Raw genomic sequence first — 16,972 nt, forward strand, 5'->3', positions numbered from 1 at the left:
GGCGGGCAGATACAGCGTCGGCGGTTACCAGGGCATCCATTTCACGCCCAGCCACAGCGTACGCCCGGCGGTGGCGTAGTCCTTGACCAGGGTGTAGTCACGGTCCAGCGCATTGTCGATGCGCGCGGTCAGCGTGAAGTCCCTGGCCAGCTGGCGCGAGGCGGACAGGTTCACCAGGGTGTAGCCACCCAGGGATTTGACGGCCTCCGCATCGTCGTTGAAGCGGCGGCTGGCCGCCTGCAGCTCGGTGCCCAGGGTCCAGCCCGCCAGGGTGGTCTCTACCCCCAGGGTGGCAAAGCGCTTGGAGCGGCGCTTCAACAAGCGGTCATTGTCCACGTCGTGAGGATTCTGAAAGTCCACCGACGCGTACCACTTCAGCATGCCTGTGCGCCATTTACCCGCCAGAGTGATCCCCTCAAGCTGGGCTCTGTCCACGTTCATGTAGCAATAATTCTCGCCACAAGAACCCAAGCCCTTTTCATAGCTCACCAAATTGTCAACCTTGCTACGGTAGGCCGTAGCACTAAATGACAGGTCCTTGTCGCTCCAGCGCAGCCCCAGCTCCATGTTGCGACTTTCTTCGGGCTTCAGGCTGCTGTCGCCATTTTTCGAGAAACGTTGAAACAGGGTGGGAACTTTAAAGCCTGTACCGACAGAAGCCGTGGCCTTCCAGTGCGTGGCGAAGTCCCAGCCATAGGCCAGCGTGGCCGTGTTCTTGCCGCCAAAGTCGCTGTCCCGGTCATGGCGCAGATTCAACTGCACGGCATGCTGCTGCCAGTGCAGGCCATAGCCCAGGCCCAGCGCGTTCTGGTGGCGCGAGCGCTCGTGGCCGCCCACCAGGCTGGTGTTCTCCAGCGTGTCCTCGCGCCGCTCGGCCAGCACCGTGAAAGTGCCCACGCGGCTGCGCCATTCGTTGTGCACCAGGTAATTGCGCAGCAGGGTTTCGGTGCGGTAGTGCGTGGCCGTCCAGGTGTCGTAGCCGTGGCGCGACTGGCTCACGGCCACACGCGTGCGCCACGCGGATGTCCAGTCGCCCTGCCAGTTCAGGCCATAGGCATCCAGGGTGCGGACCGCACGGTCGTTGCCCTGGGCGCGGCTGTCGTAGCCGGCGTTCGAATCGCTGGTCAGGGCCGTGACGTCCAGGCGCTGGCCCGCGCTGAGCTGCAGGCCCACGCGCGCATTCGCCGATTTGCGCACGTAGCCGTCCTTGTCCAGATTGCGCTTGGAACCGCCAGTCTTGGCATCGAAGCCCTCGCTGTCGGCATAGGACAGGCCCAGGGCATAGTCCCAGACGCCCTGGCCGCCGCTGAATCCGGCTGTGCCCTTCTTGGTGCCGTACGAGCCCGCACCCACGGACACATGGGGCTTGAAGCCGGTCTCGCCACGGCGGGTGAAGATCTGCACCGTGCCCGCCATGGCGTCCGAGCCATACAGCGCACCGGCCGCGCCGCGCAATACCTCGATGCGCTCGATCGATTCCAGCGGCAGCGTCTCCCAAGGTGCGCCGCCGGAGCCATTCTGGGCATCGATGCGGATGCCGTCGACATACACCGCCGTGTGCTGTTTGTTAGCGCCCCGCATGAACAGATCTGTATCTGCACCCGGGCCACCGTTGCGTGTGATCTGGATGCCCGGCACCTTGGCCATGACATCTTCCAGCGCCAGGGCGCCGCTGCGCTCCAGGGCCTCCCCGTCCAGTACCGTCACATCCGCCAGCACCTCGCTCAGGCGCTGCTCGGAGCGCGTGGCCGAGACCACCACCTCATCCAGGGCCGCCGCAGCCGCCGGCAGCACCAGGCCCGCCAGACAGACCACAGCCAGAGAGACCGGGCGCCACGCCATCGCCGGCATCCAGGCACGCTGACGCCGTTGTTCGAACACATTCATTGGAAACATCACCAGATTCCACCCGTGTCAGCCTCCCCGCCGACCATGGGCAAACATGCCTGCCCTGGGGGCAGACACACGAATGTTGGCCGGTATCCGGGCTGGTCCCTCAGTCCATCGCCTTCCCAGGTGCTTGTTCAAGGCACCCAGTGGCTGTGTTGATGGAGGGGCGCTATGACAGGCGCCAGGGACTCACCGTTGCGGGGGCAGCGCAGGCTAGGCCGGGTCGAAGGCCGACCCACCATCCTGCTTCCCGTTGAACTGCAATCTTGCGAACCAAGTTGCGAGCACCAACAATGCAAGCTGGCGATTCTAACTGGGCGTGACGGGCCATGGTGCACCGCACAGCAGTGCCGCAGCCGAATGCAGGGCTGCACAAAAAATGAGCGGCATGCGCACAAAAACAAAGGACTTCAGATACAAACCGATCTGAAGCCCTTGTTCATTCAGCGCCAGGCGCTATCTTTTTCAAATTCTGCCCAGCGCCCGGTCCACGCCCAGGTTGGCCAGGGCATCGGCCCGCTCGTTGCCCGGATCGCCCGCATGGCCCTTGACCCAGCGCCATTCGATGCGGTGCCCCGCGCCGCTGACCAGTGCATCCAGCGCCTGCCACAGCTCGACGTTCTTCACCGGCTGCTTGGTCGAGGTCTTCCAGCCCTTGGCTTTCCAGCCGTGGATCCATTCCGTGATGCCCTTGCGCACGTACTCGCTGTCCAGGAACAGCGTCACATCGCAGGGGCGCTTGAGGGCGCGCAACGCTTCGATCACGGCGGTCAGCTCCATGCGGTTGTTGGTGGTCTCGCGCTCGCCGCCAAACAACTCCTTGGTGTGCGGCCCGGCCTGCATCAGCACGCCCCAGCCGCCCGGCCCCGGGTTGCCCTTGCAGGCCCCGTCCGTGTAAATCACTACTTGGTTCAAATTTCTTTCCTTTGTGGTGCTTGCTGGCACGCGGCCGCCGGGCGGGCCTGCGCCGCGGGCGCACGCTTGCGCCACGCAGGCTCCAGCAGGCGCATGCCATGCACCTTTTTCACAGCCAGCACGCAGTATGCACCGCCCAGCACCGGCCAGGCCTTGTTGCCCAGCCTATCCATCCAGCGCCAGCGCTGCAGCCAGGCCGGCGCCTCCAGCGCCGGGGCGTGGCAACCGAAATCGGCGGCCATCACGTCCATGGCCAGCACCTGCAGCCAATCGCGCACACGCCAGTACGGCAGGCCGCGCCAGGCATTCAACCCGGGCTCCGGCACACGCTCCAGCCCATGCTGAAGCCCCCACAGGCTATAGGGGTTGAGTCCAAACAGCAGCAGCCGCCCTTCGGGCACCAGCACGCGCACCGCTTCGCGCAAGGCGGCATGCGGATCCTGGCAATGTTCGAGGGTGTGGGGCAGGACCAGCAGGTCGACGCTGGACTCGGCGAACGGCAGCGCCTCGGGGGCGCACAACAGTTGTACACCATCAGGGACTTGGCAAGCCCCGGGTTCAAGGTTCCAATCGGTGCTTTGCGCGGCCACCCAGCGGTTGGGCATGCGGTTGTGGCGCAGCGCCTGCAGCAGGGGCCAGCCCAGCTGCACGCTGTGATAGCCGAAAATATCCGCCACCGCCTCATCACACCGCTGCTGCTCCCAGTCGAGCAGATAGCGGCCAAATGCCTTGGCCATCCACGGATGGCCCTCTTGCTTTGCATCGTTCATGAACCTGTTGCCGTTGCCTGCGTTTTCTGACAATTACATCTGGCTGCTGCACGACGGCCAGCACGCCGTGGTGGTGGACCCTGGCGACGCCGGGCCCGTTCAAGCGGCGCTGCACGCCCAGGGCCTGCAGCTGCAAGCCATTCTAGTGACCCACCACCATGCCGACCATGTGGGCGGCGTGGACGTGCTGCGTAATGCCACCGGCGCCACGGTCTACGGCCCGGCCTACGAGCCCCTGCCCGAACCCGTGGTGCGCGTCGACGCGCACAGCCGCATCCACCTGCTGGGGCAGGACTGGCAGGTACTGGAAGTGCCCGGCCACACCGCCGGCCACATCGCCTGGTACTGCGCCCCCGCGGATGCGGCCCCGCTGCTGTTTTGCGGCGACACGCTGTTCTCCGGCGGCTGTGGCCGCCTGTTCGAGGGCACGGCGCAGCAGATGTACGACTCGCTGCAGACGCTGGCGGCTTTGCCACACGACACCCGTGTGTTTTGCGCCCATGAATACACTCTGAGCAACCTGAAATTTGCCTGCGCGGTGGAACCAAGCAACCCAGCCTTGCTCCAATATCGCGCGCGTTGCGAGGCACTGCGCCAGCAACAGCAGCCCACCCTGCCCTCGACGCTGGGGCAGGAGCTGGCAATCAACCCTTTTCTACGTTGCGACGTTACAGAGGTTGCGCACAGCGCACACCACTTTTGCTCCACCGTAGACCCTACACAACCCGCCAGCGTGTTCGCAGCGCTGCGTGAATGGAAAAACGCATTCCGATGAATTTGCGCCATCTTTTAGTCCTCGCCAGCGTGGTTTGGCTCGCTGGTTGCGCGACCGCCCCCTCCACCTCCTCGTACGACGGTCCGCTCAAGCCCATCACCCGCGCCTCCCCCGGCACCTCCAAGGTCACCTCGCTGGAATACAACAGCGACCTGTGGGAACGCATCCGCCGCGGCTTTGCCATGCCTGACCTGGAGCACGAGCTGGTCGGCAGCCAGGAGCAGTGGTACAGCAGCCGCCCCGACTACATCGAGCGCATGACCACACGCTCCAGCAAGTACCTCTTCCACATCGTGGAGGAACTGGAGCAGCGCAACATGCCGATGGAGCTGGCCCTGCTGCCCTACATCGAGAGCGCCTTCAATCCCCAGGCCGTGTCCAGCGCCAAGGCCGCCGGCATGTGGCAGTTCATGCCGGCCACGGGTTCGTACTTCGAGCTGACCCAGAACGCGTTCCGGGACGACCGCCGCGATGTGCTGGCCTCCACCCGCGCAGCCCTGGACTACCTGGAAAAGCTGCACCGCATGTTCGGCGACTGGCACTTGGCCCTGGCCGCCTACAACTGGGGCGAAGGCAGCGTCGGGCGCGCCATCAAGCGCAATGAACGCATGGGCCTGGAGACCAGCTACACCGACCTGAACATGCCGGGCGAAACACGCAACTACGTGCCCAAGCTGCAAGCGGTGAAGAACATCATCGCCCACCCGGAAAAGTTCAACATCGAGCTGCCCAACATCGAGAACCACCCCTACTTCCAGGCGGTGGAGATCAAGCGCGACATGGACATCGAGCTGGTCGCCCGCCTGGCCGACGTGCGCCTGGAGGACTTCAAGGCCCTCAACCCCTCGTTCAGCCGCCCGACCATCTTTGCCGCCGGCACCACCCAGATCCTGCTGCCCTGGGACAACGCCAAGGTGTTCCAGCGCAACCTGGCCGCCTACGATGACGACCAGTACGCCAGCTGGACCGTCTGGGTCGCCCCCAGTACCATGACGGTGGCCAGTGCCGCCCAGCGGGTCGGCATGAGTGAGACCGACCTGCGCAGCGTCAACCGCATTCCGCCACGCATGATGATCAAGGCCGGATCGGCCCTGATGGTGCCGCGATCGCCCCAGCACCGCCAGGACGTGTCCACGCACATCGCCGACCACGGTACCCTGGCGTTTGCGCCGGAGATCACCGAAGTGACGCGCCGCACCGCGGTCAAGGTGCTGCGTGGCGACAACATGGCCAAGGTGGCCAGCCGCCATGGTGTGACCGTGGCCAACCTGGCGCGCTGGAACGACATGAAGCCCACGGCCTCGCTGCGCGCCGGCCAGTCGCTGGAGGTGTACAAGACCGTGCGCGTCAGCGCCGCCCCCACCCGCACCGCACAAGTCAGCAAGAGCACCAAGGCAAGCAACACCTCCAAGCGCCCGCGTGCCACCGGAACTACGAAAGAGAAACCCGCGGTCACCAAGGTGGCACAGCAAACGCGCGGCGACACGCCGACCAAGCGCAAGCGCTGAGCACCGAAGAAAAAAAGGGCTCTGGTTTTTCAGGGCCCTCTTTTATTGGGGAAGGTGCCTGAGAGCCACTCTCACAACCCAACCCCTCGGAGATGAAGGCTTGAAACGAGGTGCGAAGCCGCAGGCAGCCGCTCCGTACGACCATGCCAAGCGACGCCGTACCCGGGGTAGTGTCAACGACGCTCGACCAGGGCATGGGCGATCGTGCCCAGATCCACATACTCCAGCTCGCTGCCCACCGGCACGCCGCGCGCCAGCCGCGTCACCTGCACCTGGCGGCCCTGCATCAACTCGGTCACGGCATGCGCCGTGGCCTCGCCCTCGGTGGTGAAGCTGGTGGCCAAAATCACCTCCTGCACCACGCCATCGGCCACCCGCTCGAGCAGCCGTGGCAAACCAATGTCCTTGGCACCCACACCGTCCATGGGGGAGATGCGCCCCATCAGCACAAAGTAGTACCCGCTGTAGGCGCCGGTGCGCTCCATCGCGGCCAGGTCGGCCGGTGTCTCCACCACGCACAGGCGCGCGGCATCGCGCCCGGCATCGCGGCAGATGGGGCAGACGGCGTCGTGCGTGAAGGTGTTGCAACGGCTGCAGTGCTGCACCGAATCCACCGCCTCCTGCAAGGCGCGGGACAGCACGCGCGCGCCATCCTGGTCGCGCTGCATCAGGTGGAACGCCATGCGCTGGGCCGACTTCACCCCCACACCAGGCAAGCGGCGCAGGGCCTGGATCAGCGGGTCCAGCGGTTGAAGGTCAGACATGTCTCAAGCCCATGTGCCAAGAAAAAGGGAAAGCACCATGGCTTTCCCCTGGGGTCCTGCGGCGCAACGCGCTCAGAAAGGGAACTTCATGCCACCGGGCAGACCGGGCATGCCCGCGGTCAGCTTGGACATCTTTTCGTTCGAGGTTTCCTCGGCCTTGCGCACGGCGGCGTTGAACGCAGCAGCCACCAGGTCTTCCAGCATGTCCTTGTCGTCCTGCAGCAGGCTGGGGTCGATGGTCACGCGCTTGACGTCGTGCTTGCAGGTCATCACCACCTTGACCAGACCCGCGCCAGATTCACCTTCCACTTCGATGTTGCCCAGCTCGTCCTGCGCCTTCTTAAGGTTGTCCTGCATGGTCTGGGCTTGCTTCATCAAACCGGCGAGTTGTCCTTTGTTGAACATGGTTGGCTTCCTTTATTTGTCACTCAAAAAATCAGATGCTGCGATGGTGCCATGACTTGGCATGCCCCAGTCCCGGCGCATGCTATACCGGGCGGATGCTGCCAGGCACGATGGTCGCGCCAAACGTGGTTTGCAGGAACTGCACGTTCGGGTCATTGGCCACAATCGCCTCGGCCTGCAGTTGCCGTGCCTGGGCGCGCGCCTTGTTGCGCAAGGCCGGGGTATCGGTCACCTTGCCGCTTTCCAGCTGCAGGCTGGTGCAGTCAGTGACCTGGGCCAGGGCCTTGGCCAGGCGCTCACGCGCCACCGCCTGGTTCAGTGACGCCCGCTCCACGCGCAGCGTCCACACACCGGCCTCCTGGGCGATCAATTGTGACTGCAAGGCCAGCTCACGCACCAAGGCCGTGATCGCCTGCACCGCATCCAGCTGCGTGACCACGGCGTGCCAGACGTCACCCAAGGGCGTGGTCTCCACCGCAATGGCCGCGGCCGGTGGCGCCACAGGCTCTGCCACGGCGTCGACAGGCTCACACTCGGCGGCCATGCCCTCCCAGGGCGCCGCCTCCATGGGCACATCGTCCCACACCGGAGGCTCTGGCTCCTGCGGCTCCACGGCCTGCTCTGGCACATCGTCCCAGGGCGGCGACAGGTCGTCGTCCGCAGAGGTGGCATCGTCCATCGCCACGGCTTCGGGTGGCACCACCACCGGCTCAGCAGCGACTGCCTGCTCGGCGGGTTGGGCAGCCTCCAGCCGCGTGGCTGCGACGGCAGGCTGTGGCTGTGGCTGTGGCTGTGGCTGTGGCTGTGGCTGTGGCTGTGGCTGTGGCTGTGGCTGTGGCTGTGGCTGTGGCTGTGGCTGTGGCTGTGGCTGTGGCTGTGGCTGTGGCTGTGGCTGTGGCTGTGGCTGTGGCTGTGGCTGTGGCTGTGGCTGTGGCTGTGGCTGTGGCTGTGGCTGTGGCTGTGGCTGTGGCTGTGGCTGTGGCTGTGGCTGTGGCTGTGGCTGTGGCTGTGGCTGAGCAGCTTCAGCCTGCAGCACTGCGCGGTCAGCGGGTTTCAGTGTTTTTTTTTCAGCCGGGGGCGCTGCAGCGCTGGTGGCGGACCCGTTCTGGGGCTTGAAGGCCAGCAGGCGCAGCAAGGCCATGGTCAAGGCCGCGTATTCATCCGGCGCCAGGCCCAGCTCCTGCCGGCCGTGCAAACAGATGCTGTAGAGCAGCTGTGTTTCGTCCGCGGGCATCAGCTGCGCCAGGCGCACCATCTCCTGCGCATCGGGGTCGGTAGCATCGCCGGCCGCGGCCATGTCGGGCACAGCCTGCAGCACCGCCATGCGTTGCAGGATGCTGGACATTTCCTCCAGGGTCGAACCCGCCGACACGCCGTTGTAGCGCAGCGTGTCCACCGTCTCCACCACCGTGCGGCCATCGCCCTGCGCCAGGGCTTCAATCAGGCGGAACACATAGCTGCGGTCCACGCTGCCCAGCATCTGGCGCACCGAAGCTTCCTGCAACTGGCCGCAGCCAAAGGCGATTGCCTGGTCCGTCAGCGACAGCGCATCGCGCATGGAGCCGCGTGCACCGCGCGCCAGCAGTTTCAGGGCCTGGGGCTCGGCCGCAATGTGTTCCTGGGCCAGCACCTGCGTCAGGTGCTCGAACACCGTATCCGGCGCCATGGGCCGCAGGTTGAACTGCAGGCAGCGCGACAGCACGGTCACCGGCACCTTCTGCGGATCGGTGGTGGCCAGCACAAACTTGAGGTACTCCGGCGGCTCCTCCAGGGTCTTCAACATGGCGTTGAAGGCCGTGTTGGTCAGCATGTGCACCTCGTCGATCATGAAGACCTTGAAGCGCCCCTGCACCGGCTTGTACACCGCCTGCTCCAGCAGGCTTTGGACCTCGTCCACCCCCCGGTTGGAGGCAGCGTCCAGCTCGATGTAGTCAGGAAAGCGGCCGCTATCGATTTCCGTGCACGCAGGGCAGATGCCACAAGGCGTGGCAGTGATACCACCCTGACCATCGGCACCTGTGCAATTGAGCGACTTGGCCAGAATGCGCGACACCGTGGTCTTGCCCACGCCGCGCGTCCCGGTGAACAAATAGGCATGGTGCAGACGCTGCTGCGTCAGCGCGTTGCCCAGGGCCTGCACGACATGCTCCTGCCCCACCATTTCGGCGAAGTTGCGGGGACGGTATTTGCGGGCGAGCACGAGATAAGACATGGGGCCGGATTCTACGGGTTGCACGCCGGACACCACCAACACCGGCGGTTTATCTTCGCGCCGGCCTGCAGGGGGCCGCAACAGGCCCTATAATCCGTCCCTGACAGGCCCCCTCGCATGGGGAAGCAGCCAACCGGGTCAGGTGGGGAACCAAGCAGCCCTAACTGTGAAACCAGTGCCGAGGTAAGGCTTGTCATTTATCCTCAGGACTCCTTTAGCAATTAAAGGGATGCGCTCCTGAAATCCACCTTTTAGCCATTTTGTGTCACTCTGGTGTGTCACTTTGTCCATTACAGACCAAGTTGAACGACCATGGCGACCCCCATCGGGCTGCATCGTAGAGGTGGCATCTACCACCTGCGCATAGTTGTACCCAAAGACCTCCGAGCAAGGCTAGGACGCAGCTACTTCCGAAAAACACTAGGGACTGCTGATAGGTCTCAAGCCGAGCTACTGGGCACGATTGAACGCGCACGCTTACTGGCGCTTTTCAGCGCAGCCAAGGAAGCCCCCAACGCCACCTTGCCAAGCCTCTCAGAGCAGGCGCAGAGGGCATTAGCGCCTCTGCATGGGATACACCCAGTCCACACAGCGACCAGCACCCCAGCAACACCACAGGCAGCGCCACCAGCACCTAGCCAGTGCCTGACCCTCAGACAGCTCTATGAGCGGTGGCTGAAGTCCAAGAAGCGGACACGCTCTTCAGAAAGCTACTGCCTGCTTGCCGTGGATTCGTGTGTGCAAGTGATAGGCAACCTGCGCATAGACCAGCTGACCAGAGCGCACGGAGATACCTACAGGAGCTGGCTGCATACCCAAGACATCTCCAGCAAGACAGCGCGGATGCGGCTGGTCTGGGTCAAAACACTGCCGCGCTACGCCCACAAAGAGCTGGAGCTGATTCCTCGCCAGCCTTGGGAAGGCTTGGACATTCAGGTCAGCAAAGAGCAAACGCGGCGCGCATGGCGTGATGATGAGCTGCAGCAGCTATTCAGCCAGCCACTATTCACCAACTACGACACACCCAAGGGCAGCAAGTCAGGCAGCGATGCCGCGTATTGGGTGCCCTTGATAGGTCTGTACACAGGTGCACGGATTGGTGAACTGGCCCAGCTCCGGGCTGATGACATCTTCGTCGTTGATGGAACACCCATGCTCCGCATCACTGACTCAGGCGCTGGTCAACGCCTCAAGAGCGATGCAAGCAAACGGGACATCCCCATTCACTCTGAACTGGTCAGGCTTGGCTTGCTTGAATACGCCCAAGCCATCAAGGCTGCAGGCTATGAGCGTCTATGGCCGATTCTGAATGCCAACCCAGAGCGTCCTGGCCTATACATATCGAACTGGTTCGGTGAATTCAGGCGCGAGGCTGGGCTGACTGAGAAGTACCCAGACTTCCACTCATTCCGACACCTCATCCGCACACGCATGTCCAAGGCAAAGATTCCAGAGAAGGTGCAAGACGCGATTACAGGCCATGAGACGCAGGGCAGCATCGGGACAAAGGTTTACCAAGGCATAGACCTTGAAGACCGCATAGAGGCGATTGAGGCCGTCTCCTTCCCGTTTCTGCGCCTACCCAAGACATACACAGCGCCGCGCTTGGAAAAGGCACAGAGGGGCGGATGGAAGGCTCGCGTGGAGGCTCGAAGAAAACGACAGGGCAGTACAGATGCATTCCATATAGTGGGAAAAGGTCGAAAACAGCAGATGGCAAAAAACCCCATGACCAAGACCACAGCTGCAGCAGGCACTGAGCATCACTGAAGGAAGCACAGCGCCAGCCAAGGCCGGGGTCTTGAACATGGGGTCTGATAGGTGGGCACAGCAGCCTGCATAGCTGCTCATTCGCTTTGACGGGGTACGGGGGACAACCGCAAACGCAGAGGCAGCACAGAGGCCGCTGAAGGGTTTGTAATGCAAACATCCTGACCAAGGCAGGGCAGGCACTGCGCATGAGCCTGACGCCTTCACCATGAGGTGCAAGGCTGCTGATGCTGGCGCTGGCTTGGAAAGGGGCGGGGAAGGGACACAGAGGCAGCAGAAGAACTTCACGACAACCACAACACCTGCTTCTGTGATGACCCCTTCCCCATTCATTCAATAGCGAGGAGCTGGGGGGCTGGTCTTGGCACTGCCTATGAATGGGACTCTTTCTTCATTCACTACAGCTACTTCACCAAGGATTGCTTGGAGATGCCAGAGGACTACCTAGAGGGAACCTGAAGATACCTATAGTCATTTCTTATAGATTGTCTTTTGGCTTGGCTTTCCTCTAGGCGTCCCCGTAATTCCAAGCCACGCCCAGCAATGGTTTCATGCTCCTTTAGTTGTAGCATCCAACCCAAGCCACTCAGGGGTGCTCTGTGGCGTTTTTACCCTTGAGTGCTACTACCCCCTTGCCCCAGACCGAACGGCGCTCTGTGGGCGCTTTACAGCAGCCCAAGAGCATCCCCACGGGCATGCAGCCTGCCTTTGCTTGCTTGGCTCCAATCTCAAGGTGGGGAGGGTGGCTGTGGTGGTCTGGTACGGTGCCATGCGTGCATCCGTGGGTTGGCATTATGCTGCTCATAAATTAAGCATTATTAAAATAATCAATCAAATATTAAGCACAGGGTGTGATAGGTTTTTGTTCCGCATCCGGGATTAATATTGTCAATCGCTATTTGGATTATGTGCAGATAATCGCTTGGCATAATCTACGCATTCGCTTTCATTAATACGGAAAAGACAAATGCAGTTGAACAAGCACACACCATTGACCACATCCAGCCTCGTGGAGTTGATGGACAAACACCTATGGAACGACCAGACAGAAGTAGTAGACGCTCTCTTTCCAGAGGCTGAAGAGCAACACCCAGAGGCAGCACGGTGGTTCGAGCTGAAGGATACACGCCCAACCAACCTGAAGCAGCTCAAAGCCCGTGGCGCTGCTGTCCTCTGCTTGGGAACACATGCATGGATTGGATTACCTGCAGACCCTGTTTCTGTTGCACTGGGTATTGATGAGTTAATGCCGAAGCACTGATTAATGTAGACATAAATAGTAGCCCCCTTGGTAATGCCTTGGGGGCTTTTTATATTGGTGGCAGATAACCCAGTCGCTGCATAGCTTCCGCCAGGCAGCGCCTGCATCCTCGGTCAGCTTCTTGGCCGTCATGGACAGCTTGCTACGCACGCTGGCAGGGAAGAACCAGCGAATGTTGGTACGGAATTCAGTGATGGTCAGGTGGGTGACCTCATGCTCCAGCAGCGCCTTCTCCTCCTTCAGCTCGTTGTTCTCCAGCTTCAGGGCTTCGGCACGCTCCAGCTCTTGCAGCCACAGCTTGCCAGCTTCCAGCAGGCTGGTGGGCATCTTCAGGATTTCCGATTGCTCGGGCTTGGTCACGACCACCTCGGCCTTGCCGCGCAGGATGTCGTCAATCACAGTGTCACACCAGACGGCGAACTTGGTGTCCAGCCAGCGTGCAAAGAACACGGCCAGCTTGGGGTGTGCCCAGGTGCCGCCAGTGCGGCCTCGGGAGGTCTCCACATATTCTGTGTTTTTCACAGATTTAAGAGTGGCGAGGTATTCCAGCGTCTCGGGTGAGCGCATGAAATTCTCCAGCGTCTTGCCGAAAGCCTTCGCAGCCTTGGTCATGTTGAACCAGCCGTCATTGCGGAAGGTCAGCACGGTGGTGTCGTTGTATGTCTTGGTGATGAGTGCGGTAGAAGTCATGATGTTTTCCTTTGGTTGCCTTTAAGCTAGGTGTCCCCGTATCGGTGGGGCATGCGTATGCCCAAGAGGAAAACAAAAAACCCCTGCAAGGCGAACCCTGCAGAGGCGTTTGTGGTGCTGTGGTGATAGGCGGATGCTCAGATGGTCTCTGTGGCTGCATCCCTTATGGATATGACCGATGCTCGGCTGATGCCGTTGTCCCGCGCCACCTGAGACACGGAGACCCCCTCATTCAGCCGTGCTCTGATGGCGTGGCGCTGCTCTTCAGTGGTCTTGGTGGGTCTGCCTAGCTGCTTGCCTTCAGCCTTGGCGCGTGCAAGGCCCGCCTGTGTGCGCTCGACCAGTAAGTCCCGCTCCATCTCAGCGACTGCCGCCAAGACACGCACGGTCACCTTGCCTGCCGCGCTGGTGAGGTCAACGTCTCCCAGTGCACTGACCTTCACCCTGATAGAGCGCTCCTCCAAGGTCTTGAGCGTCTGCAGTACGTCAATCATGTCTCGGCCTAGGCGGTCGAGCTTGGAGACCAGCAGGAGGTCGCCAGCCTCCATGCGTTCAAGGAGCTTGGAGAACTGGGGGCGCTCCTTGGCTGGCACCTTGCCTGAGATGGTGTCGGAGAACCAGCGCTGCGCCTGCAGCTCATGGCCCAGACTCTCCAGCTCTTGGCGTTGGTTCTCTGTCGTCTGGTCTGCTGTACTTACTCGGCCATAGCCGTACACCCGTGCGCTCATGCGTCCACCCCTGTTAATAATGGGTGTCAGTATGTCATTGGTGTAGAAAAGTCGCAACCCTATTTTTGTGGCATGTCTGCAGGGCTGTCTGAGGGGGTGTTAGAAACCGAACGTTTTTCTGCAGGCAAATAAGACCTCAGTTCCTGCTCAAGCTCGCCGCAGGTAGTGGCAACTGCTTTAGCCATGGATTGCATTCTGGATATTTGCTCAGCAGATAACGTTTGTCTTTGATTCATCATTGAAATGGAGAGTTGAAGCCCGCTTGTAGCTGCGCAAGCGTTTGCCATCAATACAGAAACTGTGTATGGATATGTCTCCGCTTCAGCCGCACAGGTTTTAAACAATGGCATTGCCAACGTTCCGAGTGCATATTCTTGATGCTTAGGATTCTTTTGAAGGTCTTCGCACTCTTGAGGATTACTGAGCTTCTGACCTGTAATCAGCGCTGCACGCAATTCCAGCCCCAAAAGCCCTGCAGCAACAATAGCTCGTTGTTTCTGCCTCTTCGCCTCCATACGCCTTGGCTCCAAGCCAACCCAAAGAGCGACCATTACCGCAATAGCTGTAACCACGGCTGCAATAGCTGTCCAGTCCACATACCAGCAACTCAGTTCATTCATTCTCCTACCCTCTCTTCTCTGAATTTGTTTAGAGCATACCCACCAGAGGGGGGGAAAGCACCTGTACCAACCCATTAAAGACAGCTCAGAAATTTCACCAAAAAACAGCCTACCCCTTGGTAAACTGCAACCCTATTCCGCGTGCCACTTCAGTGTGTCACTTTGGTCTAAAAAGGCGTGACAGGCCCCCTCGCATGGGGAAGCAGCCAACCGGGTCAGGTGGGGAACCAAGCAGCCCTAACTGTGAAACCAGTGCCGAGGTAAGGCTTGTCAACTTCGCTTCCGACTCCTCTTGCTTGACAAGAGGCCTTGCTCCGAAGCGCACCACTCCCCAGACAATTGCATTCCCATAAGATTGCGCCGCACACCGCGCCGTCTCGGACAGTTTTGCGCCTGCATGGTTCTGAATGCGGCCGGACATGCCCTGCCAATCCGGCTCCACGGCACCGCGACCGCACTGCGGCACGGCCCGCGGCCTCACAGCGCCAGCGCACGGTCGCCCCTACTCCATCAAAAAAAAGAGCTGATCGCGCAAGGAATAAGCTCATTTGCACGACAAAAACAGTGCAAATGCAGAATCCACGAGCGTCAACAGCTCTCTTTTTTATTTACTCCCCCAGGTAGCGCTGGATACCGCGCGCCGCCCGCACGCCCGTTGCAAAGCAGGCGGTCAGCAGGTAGCCGCCGGTGGGCGCCTCCCAGTCGATCATTTCGCCGGCGCAGAACACGCCGGGCAGCGCCTGGCACATCAGGTCCTCGGACAAGGCCGCCCAGGCCACGCCGCCGGCCGTGCTGATGGCCTCGTCCATCGGGCGCGCGGCCACCACGGTGATGGGCAACGCCTTGATGGCATGGGCCAGGCGCACGGGATCGTGCATGTCTTCCTTGGGCAGCAGCTCGTACAGCAAGGCGGCCTTGACGCCATCCAGGCCCAGCCGCCCCTTCAAGTGGCTGGACAAGCTGCGCGAGCCGCGCGGGTGGCGCACCTGCTCCAGCACCTTGTCCGCGCTGAAGGCGGGCAGCAGATCGAGCTGGAACGTGGCGGCGCCATGGCGTTCGATCTCGTCACGCAGCAGGTGCGAGACGGCATAGACCAGGCTGCCTTCCACCCCGGTGGCCGTGGCCACAAACTCGCCGCGGCGATCGAAACTGCGCCCCAGGCTGTCGGTGAAACGGATGGCCACCGACTTCAGTGGCGCACCGGCAAAGCGCTGGCGGAAGTGCTCGCTCCATCCCGGCGCGTTCGCAGACGACTGCCCCAGCAGCTCCTGCAGGAAGGCGCGGCGGGTTTCGTCCACCGGCAGCGGCGCCGCCGTGCGTCCCACATCAAAGCCACAGTTGGCCGACTTCAGCGCGTGCACCTGCACACCCTGCGCCTGCAACAGCGGCACCCAGGCACCATCCGAGCCCAGGCGCGCCCAGCTACCGCCCCCCAGGGCCAGCAAGGTGGCCCGGGCCTGGACCGGCTGCACGCCGTCGGGCGTGCCCATCACCAGGGTCCGCTCGGCACCCCAGCCCTTCCACAGGTGGCGCATATGAAACACCACACCCTGCGCGCGCAGACGCGCCAGCCAGGCGCGCAGCAAGGGGGCGGCCTTCATGTCGGCCGGGAAGACGCGGCCCGACGTGCCCACAAACGTCCCGATGCCCAAGCCCTCGGCCCAGGCACGCAGCTGGTCGGCGCCAAAGTCCTGCAGCAGCGGCTGCAGCAGGGGCTGTGCATCGCCATAACGCTCCACAAAGCGCTCGAAGGCCTCGGCATGCGTCAGGTTCAAGCCACCCTTGCCCGCCAGCAGGAACTTGCGCCCCACCGATGCCTTGCCGTCAAACACATGCACCTTGGCCCCCTGGGCCGACAACAGCTGCGCCGCCATCAGCCCTGCAGGGCCCGCCCCCACAATCGCGACATCGCAGTTCAAAACCGGCAGCACGGCGGCAGCTGACATAGGCATCCTTCTTTCTTCTCATCACCGGCGCGCAGCGCCAAAGGGCAGGCAGCATAACGCCATGGGGAAGACCTGGGGCCATCCCAGCCATCCGCAGATTGCCTGCCGCTATGGCTTTCATAGGCGTTTTTAGCCAGCCATGCTGCACGTCCGGACATTCGTTTCTGTCACAATTATCGGCAGCATTTTTCTCTGCGCACGCTCGTGCGCAACCGCCCCAACACTCACAACAAGGAACAACTCCATGGCAAGCGAACTCATCAAGCATGTCACTGACGCCAGCTTTGAATCGGACGTGCTGCAACCCGGCAGCACCGTGCTGGTGGACTACTGGGCCGAATGGTGCGGCCCCTGCAAGATGATTGCCCCGATCCTCGACGACGTGGCCAAGAACTACGAAGGCAAGATCACCGTCGCCAAGATGAACGTGGACGAAAACCGTGAAGTGCCCGCCAAGTTCGGCATTCGCGGCATCCCCACGCTGATGATCTTCAAGAACGGCGAGCTGCTGGCCACCAAGGTCGGCGCCCTGGCCAAGCCCCAACTGACGGCGTTCATCGACCAGCACGTCGGCTGATAAGCGCCTTTGCGCAGCCGTACACACGGCTGCGCGCCCCGCGTGCAGGCCCGTGTCACCCTGCCGCGCGTCCCACTTGTGCGACTGCATGACACAAACTCGTGTGCAGTTCGCTTTCTTTTCCTGTCATAATCAAAACGA

General features: G+C 61.9%; 15 protein-coding genes, 2 other RNA genes, 1 pseudogene and 1 riboswitch. Of the genes and pseudogenes, 8 read left to right on the plus strand and 10 right to left on the minus strand.

Annotation, left to right across the window (positions count from 1 at the left end):
- Positions 1–24: 24 nt before the first annotated feature.
- From CA2_RS09985 to CA2_RS09995, 3 genes are all read right to left on the minus strand, one after another.
- Complete coding sequence (locus CA2_RS09985) at positions 25–1,896, minus strand: TonB-dependent receptor domain-containing protein (RefSeq protein ID WP_245620926.1); 1,872 nt, start codon at positions 1,894–1,896, stop codon at positions 25–27.
- Positions 1,897–1,957: 61 nt separating this feature from the next.
- Positions 1,958–2,183: riboswitch (cobalamin riboswitch) on the minus strand.
- Positions 2,184–2,355: 172 nt separating this feature from the next.
- A complete protein-coding gene (gene rnhA, locus CA2_RS09990) occupies positions 2,356–2,805 on the minus strand; it encodes a ribonuclease HI (protein ID WP_042416145.1) in 450 nt (149 codons plus the stop codon).
- A complete protein-coding gene (locus CA2_RS09995; RefSeq protein WP_245620927.1) occupies positions 2,802–3,575 on the minus strand; it encodes a class I SAM-dependent methyltransferase in 774 nt (257 codons plus the stop codon). The genes rnhA and CA2_RS09995 overlap by 4 nt, the downstream gene beginning before the upstream one ends.
- On the opposite strand from CA2_RS09995, the gene gloB reads away from it, so the two are divergent.
- Entirely contained in the window at positions 3,574–4,350 is a 777-nt protein-coding gene (gene gloB, locus CA2_RS10000; RefSeq protein ID WP_042416148.1) for a hydroxyacylglutathione hydrolase, read from the plus strand. The two genes, CA2_RS09995 and gloB, sit on opposite strands and share 2 nt — an antisense overlap.
- Positions 4,347–5,858, plus strand: a complete 1,512-nt coding sequence (locus CA2_RS10005) for a transglycosylase SLT domain-containing protein (RefSeq protein ID WP_042416151.1) — start codon at positions 4,347–4,349, stop codon at positions 5,856–5,858. The genes gloB and CA2_RS10005 overlap by 4 nt, the downstream gene beginning before the upstream one ends.
- 173 nt (positions 5,859–6,031) lie before the next feature.
- Here the strand turns inward: CA2_RS10005 and recR are convergent, their stop codons facing one another.
- The 3 genes from recR to dnaX form a co-directional block, all read right to left on the minus strand.
- A complete protein-coding gene (gene recR / locus CA2_RS10010) occupies positions 6,032–6,622 on the minus strand; it encodes a recombination mediator RecR (protein ID WP_042416154.1) in 591 nt (196 codons plus the stop codon).
- 72 nt (positions 6,623–6,694) lie between these two features.
- Positions 6,695–7,027, minus strand: coding sequence for a YbaB/EbfC family nucleoid-associated protein (locus CA2_RS10015; RefSeq protein ID WP_042416157.1), 333 nt, complete (start codon positions 7,025–7,027; stop codon positions 6,695–6,697).
- An 82-nt stretch (positions 7,028–7,109) separates the two neighbouring features.
- Positions 7,110–9,239, minus strand: a complete 2,130-nt coding sequence (gene dnaX, locus CA2_RS10020) for a DNA polymerase III subunit gamma/tau (protein ID WP_042416201.1) — start codon at positions 9,237–9,239, stop codon at positions 7,110–7,112.
- Between the two features lie 102 nt (positions 9,240–9,341).
- Here dnaX and ffs (CA2_RS17540) point away from each other — a divergent pair.
- The 4 genes and pseudogenes from ffs (CA2_RS17540) (at position 9,342) to CA2_RS18020 (ending at position 12,270) form a co-directional block, all read left to right on the plus strand.
- Positions 9,342–9,437, plus strand: an RNA gene (gene ffs / locus CA2_RS17540) — signal recognition particle sRNA small type.
- Positions 9,438–9,551: 114 nt separating this feature from the next.
- Positions 9,552–9,731, plus strand: a pseudogene (locus tag CA2_RS18820) (DUF6538 domain-containing protein); the annotation flags it as partial.
- A gap of 246 nt (positions 9,732–9,977) precedes the next feature.
- Positions 9,978–11,009, plus strand: a complete 1,032-nt coding sequence (locus tag CA2_RS10025; RefSeq protein WP_169741463.1) for a site-specific integrase — start codon at positions 9,978–9,980, stop codon at positions 11,007–11,009.
- Between the two features lie 967 nt (positions 11,010–11,976).
- Positions 11,977–12,270 carry a molybdopterin-binding domain-containing protein gene (locus CA2_RS18020; RefSeq protein ID WP_156106009.1) on the plus strand — a complete coding sequence of 98 codons (294 nt, stop codon included), beginning with the start codon at positions 11,977–11,979 and terminating at the stop codon, positions 12,268–12,270.
- Here CA2_RS18020 and CA2_RS17200 read toward each other — a convergent pair whose 3' ends face one another.
- The 3 genes from CA2_RS17200 to CA2_RS18025 all read right to left on the minus strand — a co-directional run bounded on the left by CA2_RS17200 (position 12,271) and on the right by CA2_RS18025 (position 14,308).
- Positions 12,271–12,960, minus strand: coding sequence for a KilA-N domain-containing protein (locus tag CA2_RS17200; protein ID WP_052369905.1), 690 nt, complete (start codon positions 12,958–12,960; stop codon positions 12,271–12,273).
- A 137-nt stretch (positions 12,961–13,097) separates the two neighbouring features.
- A complete protein-coding gene (locus CA2_RS10035; protein ID WP_042416207.1) occupies positions 13,098–13,688 on the minus strand; it encodes a recombinase family protein in 591 nt (196 codons plus the stop codon).
- 59 nt (positions 13,689–13,747) lie between these two features.
- Positions 13,748–14,308 (minus strand): hypothetical protein, encoded by a 561-nt coding sequence (locus CA2_RS18025; protein ID WP_156106010.1) that lies wholly within the window; start codon positions 14,306–14,308, stop codon positions 13,748–13,750.
- A gap of 179 nt (positions 14,309–14,487) precedes the next feature.
- Between CA2_RS18025 and ffs (CA2_RS17545) the strand changes: the two genes are divergently transcribed.
- Positions 14,488–14,583: signal recognition particle sRNA small type (gene ffs / locus CA2_RS17545), an RNA gene on the plus strand.
- Positions 14,584–14,916: 333 nt separating this feature from the next.
- On the opposite strand, the gene CA2_RS10040 is transcribed toward ffs (CA2_RS17545), so the two are convergent.
- Complete coding sequence (locus CA2_RS10040; RefSeq protein ID WP_042416161.1) at positions 14,917–16,254, minus strand: TIGR03862 family flavoprotein; 1,338 nt, start codon at positions 16,252–16,254, stop codon at positions 14,917–14,919.
- A 244-nt stretch (positions 16,255–16,498) separates the two neighbouring features.
- On the opposite strand from CA2_RS10040, the gene trxA reads away from it, so the two are divergent.
- Positions 16,499–16,831, plus strand: a complete 333-nt coding sequence (trxA, locus tag CA2_RS10045; protein WP_042416164.1) for a thioredoxin TrxA — start codon at positions 16,499–16,501, stop codon at positions 16,829–16,831.
- Positions 16,832–16,972 lie beyond the last annotated feature (141 nt).

This window comes from Comamonas aquatica NBRC 14918 (genome assembly GCF_000739875.1).
GTDB lineage: Bacteria > Pseudomonadota > Gammaproteobacteria > Burkholderiales > Burkholderiaceae_C > Comamonas > Comamonas aquatica.

Excerpts from the sequence above, each read along its gene's own strand:
- CA2_RS09985 (WP_245620926.1), bottom strand. The coding sequence starts at position 1,896 with ATGTTTCCAATGAATGTGTTCGAACAACGGCGTCAGCGTGCCTGGATG.
- gloB (WP_042416148.1), top strand. The coding sequence starts at position 3,574 with ATGAACCTGTTGCCGTTGCCTGCGTTTTCTGACAATTACATCTGGCTG.
- CA2_RS09995 (WP_245620927.1), bottom strand. The coding sequence starts at position 3,575 with ATGAACGATGCAAAGCAAGAGGGCCATCCGTGGATGGCCAAGGCATTT.
- CA2_RS10005 (WP_042416151.1), top strand. The coding sequence starts at position 4,347 with ATGAATTTGCGCCATCTTTTAGTCCTCGCCAGCGTGGTTTGGCTCGCT.
- recR (WP_042416154.1), bottom strand. The coding sequence starts at position 6,622 with ATGTCTGACCTTCAACCGCTGGACCCGCTGATCCAGGCCCTGCGCCGC.
- CA2_RS10015 (WP_042416157.1), bottom strand. The coding sequence starts at position 7,027 with ATGTTCAACAAAGGACAACTCGCCGGTTTGATGAAGCAAGCCCAGACC.
- dnaX (WP_042416201.1), bottom strand. The coding sequence starts at position 9,239 with ATGTCTTATCTCGTGCTCGCCCGCAAATACCGTCCCCGCAACTTCGCC.
- CA2_RS18020 (WP_156106009.1), top strand. The coding sequence starts at position 11,977 with ATGCAGTTGAACAAGCACACACCATTGACCACATCCAGCCTCGTGGAG.
- CA2_RS17200 (WP_052369905.1), bottom strand. The coding sequence starts at position 12,960 with ATGACTTCTACCGCACTCATCACCAAGACATACAACGACACCACCGTG.
- CA2_RS10035 (WP_042416207.1), bottom strand. The coding sequence starts at position 13,688 with ATGAGCGCACGGGTGTACGGCTATGGCCGAGTAAGTACAGCAGACCAG.
- CA2_RS18025 (WP_156106010.1), bottom strand. The coding sequence starts at position 14,308 with ATGAATGAACTGAGTTGCTGGTATGTGGACTGGACAGCTATTGCAGCC.
- CA2_RS10040 (WP_042416161.1), bottom strand. The coding sequence starts at position 16,254 with ATGTCAGCTGCCGCCGTGCTGCCGGTTTTGAACTGCGATGTCGCGATT.
- trxA (WP_042416164.1), top strand. The coding sequence starts at position 16,499 with ATGGCAAGCGAACTCATCAAGCATGTCACTGACGCCAGCTTTGAATCG.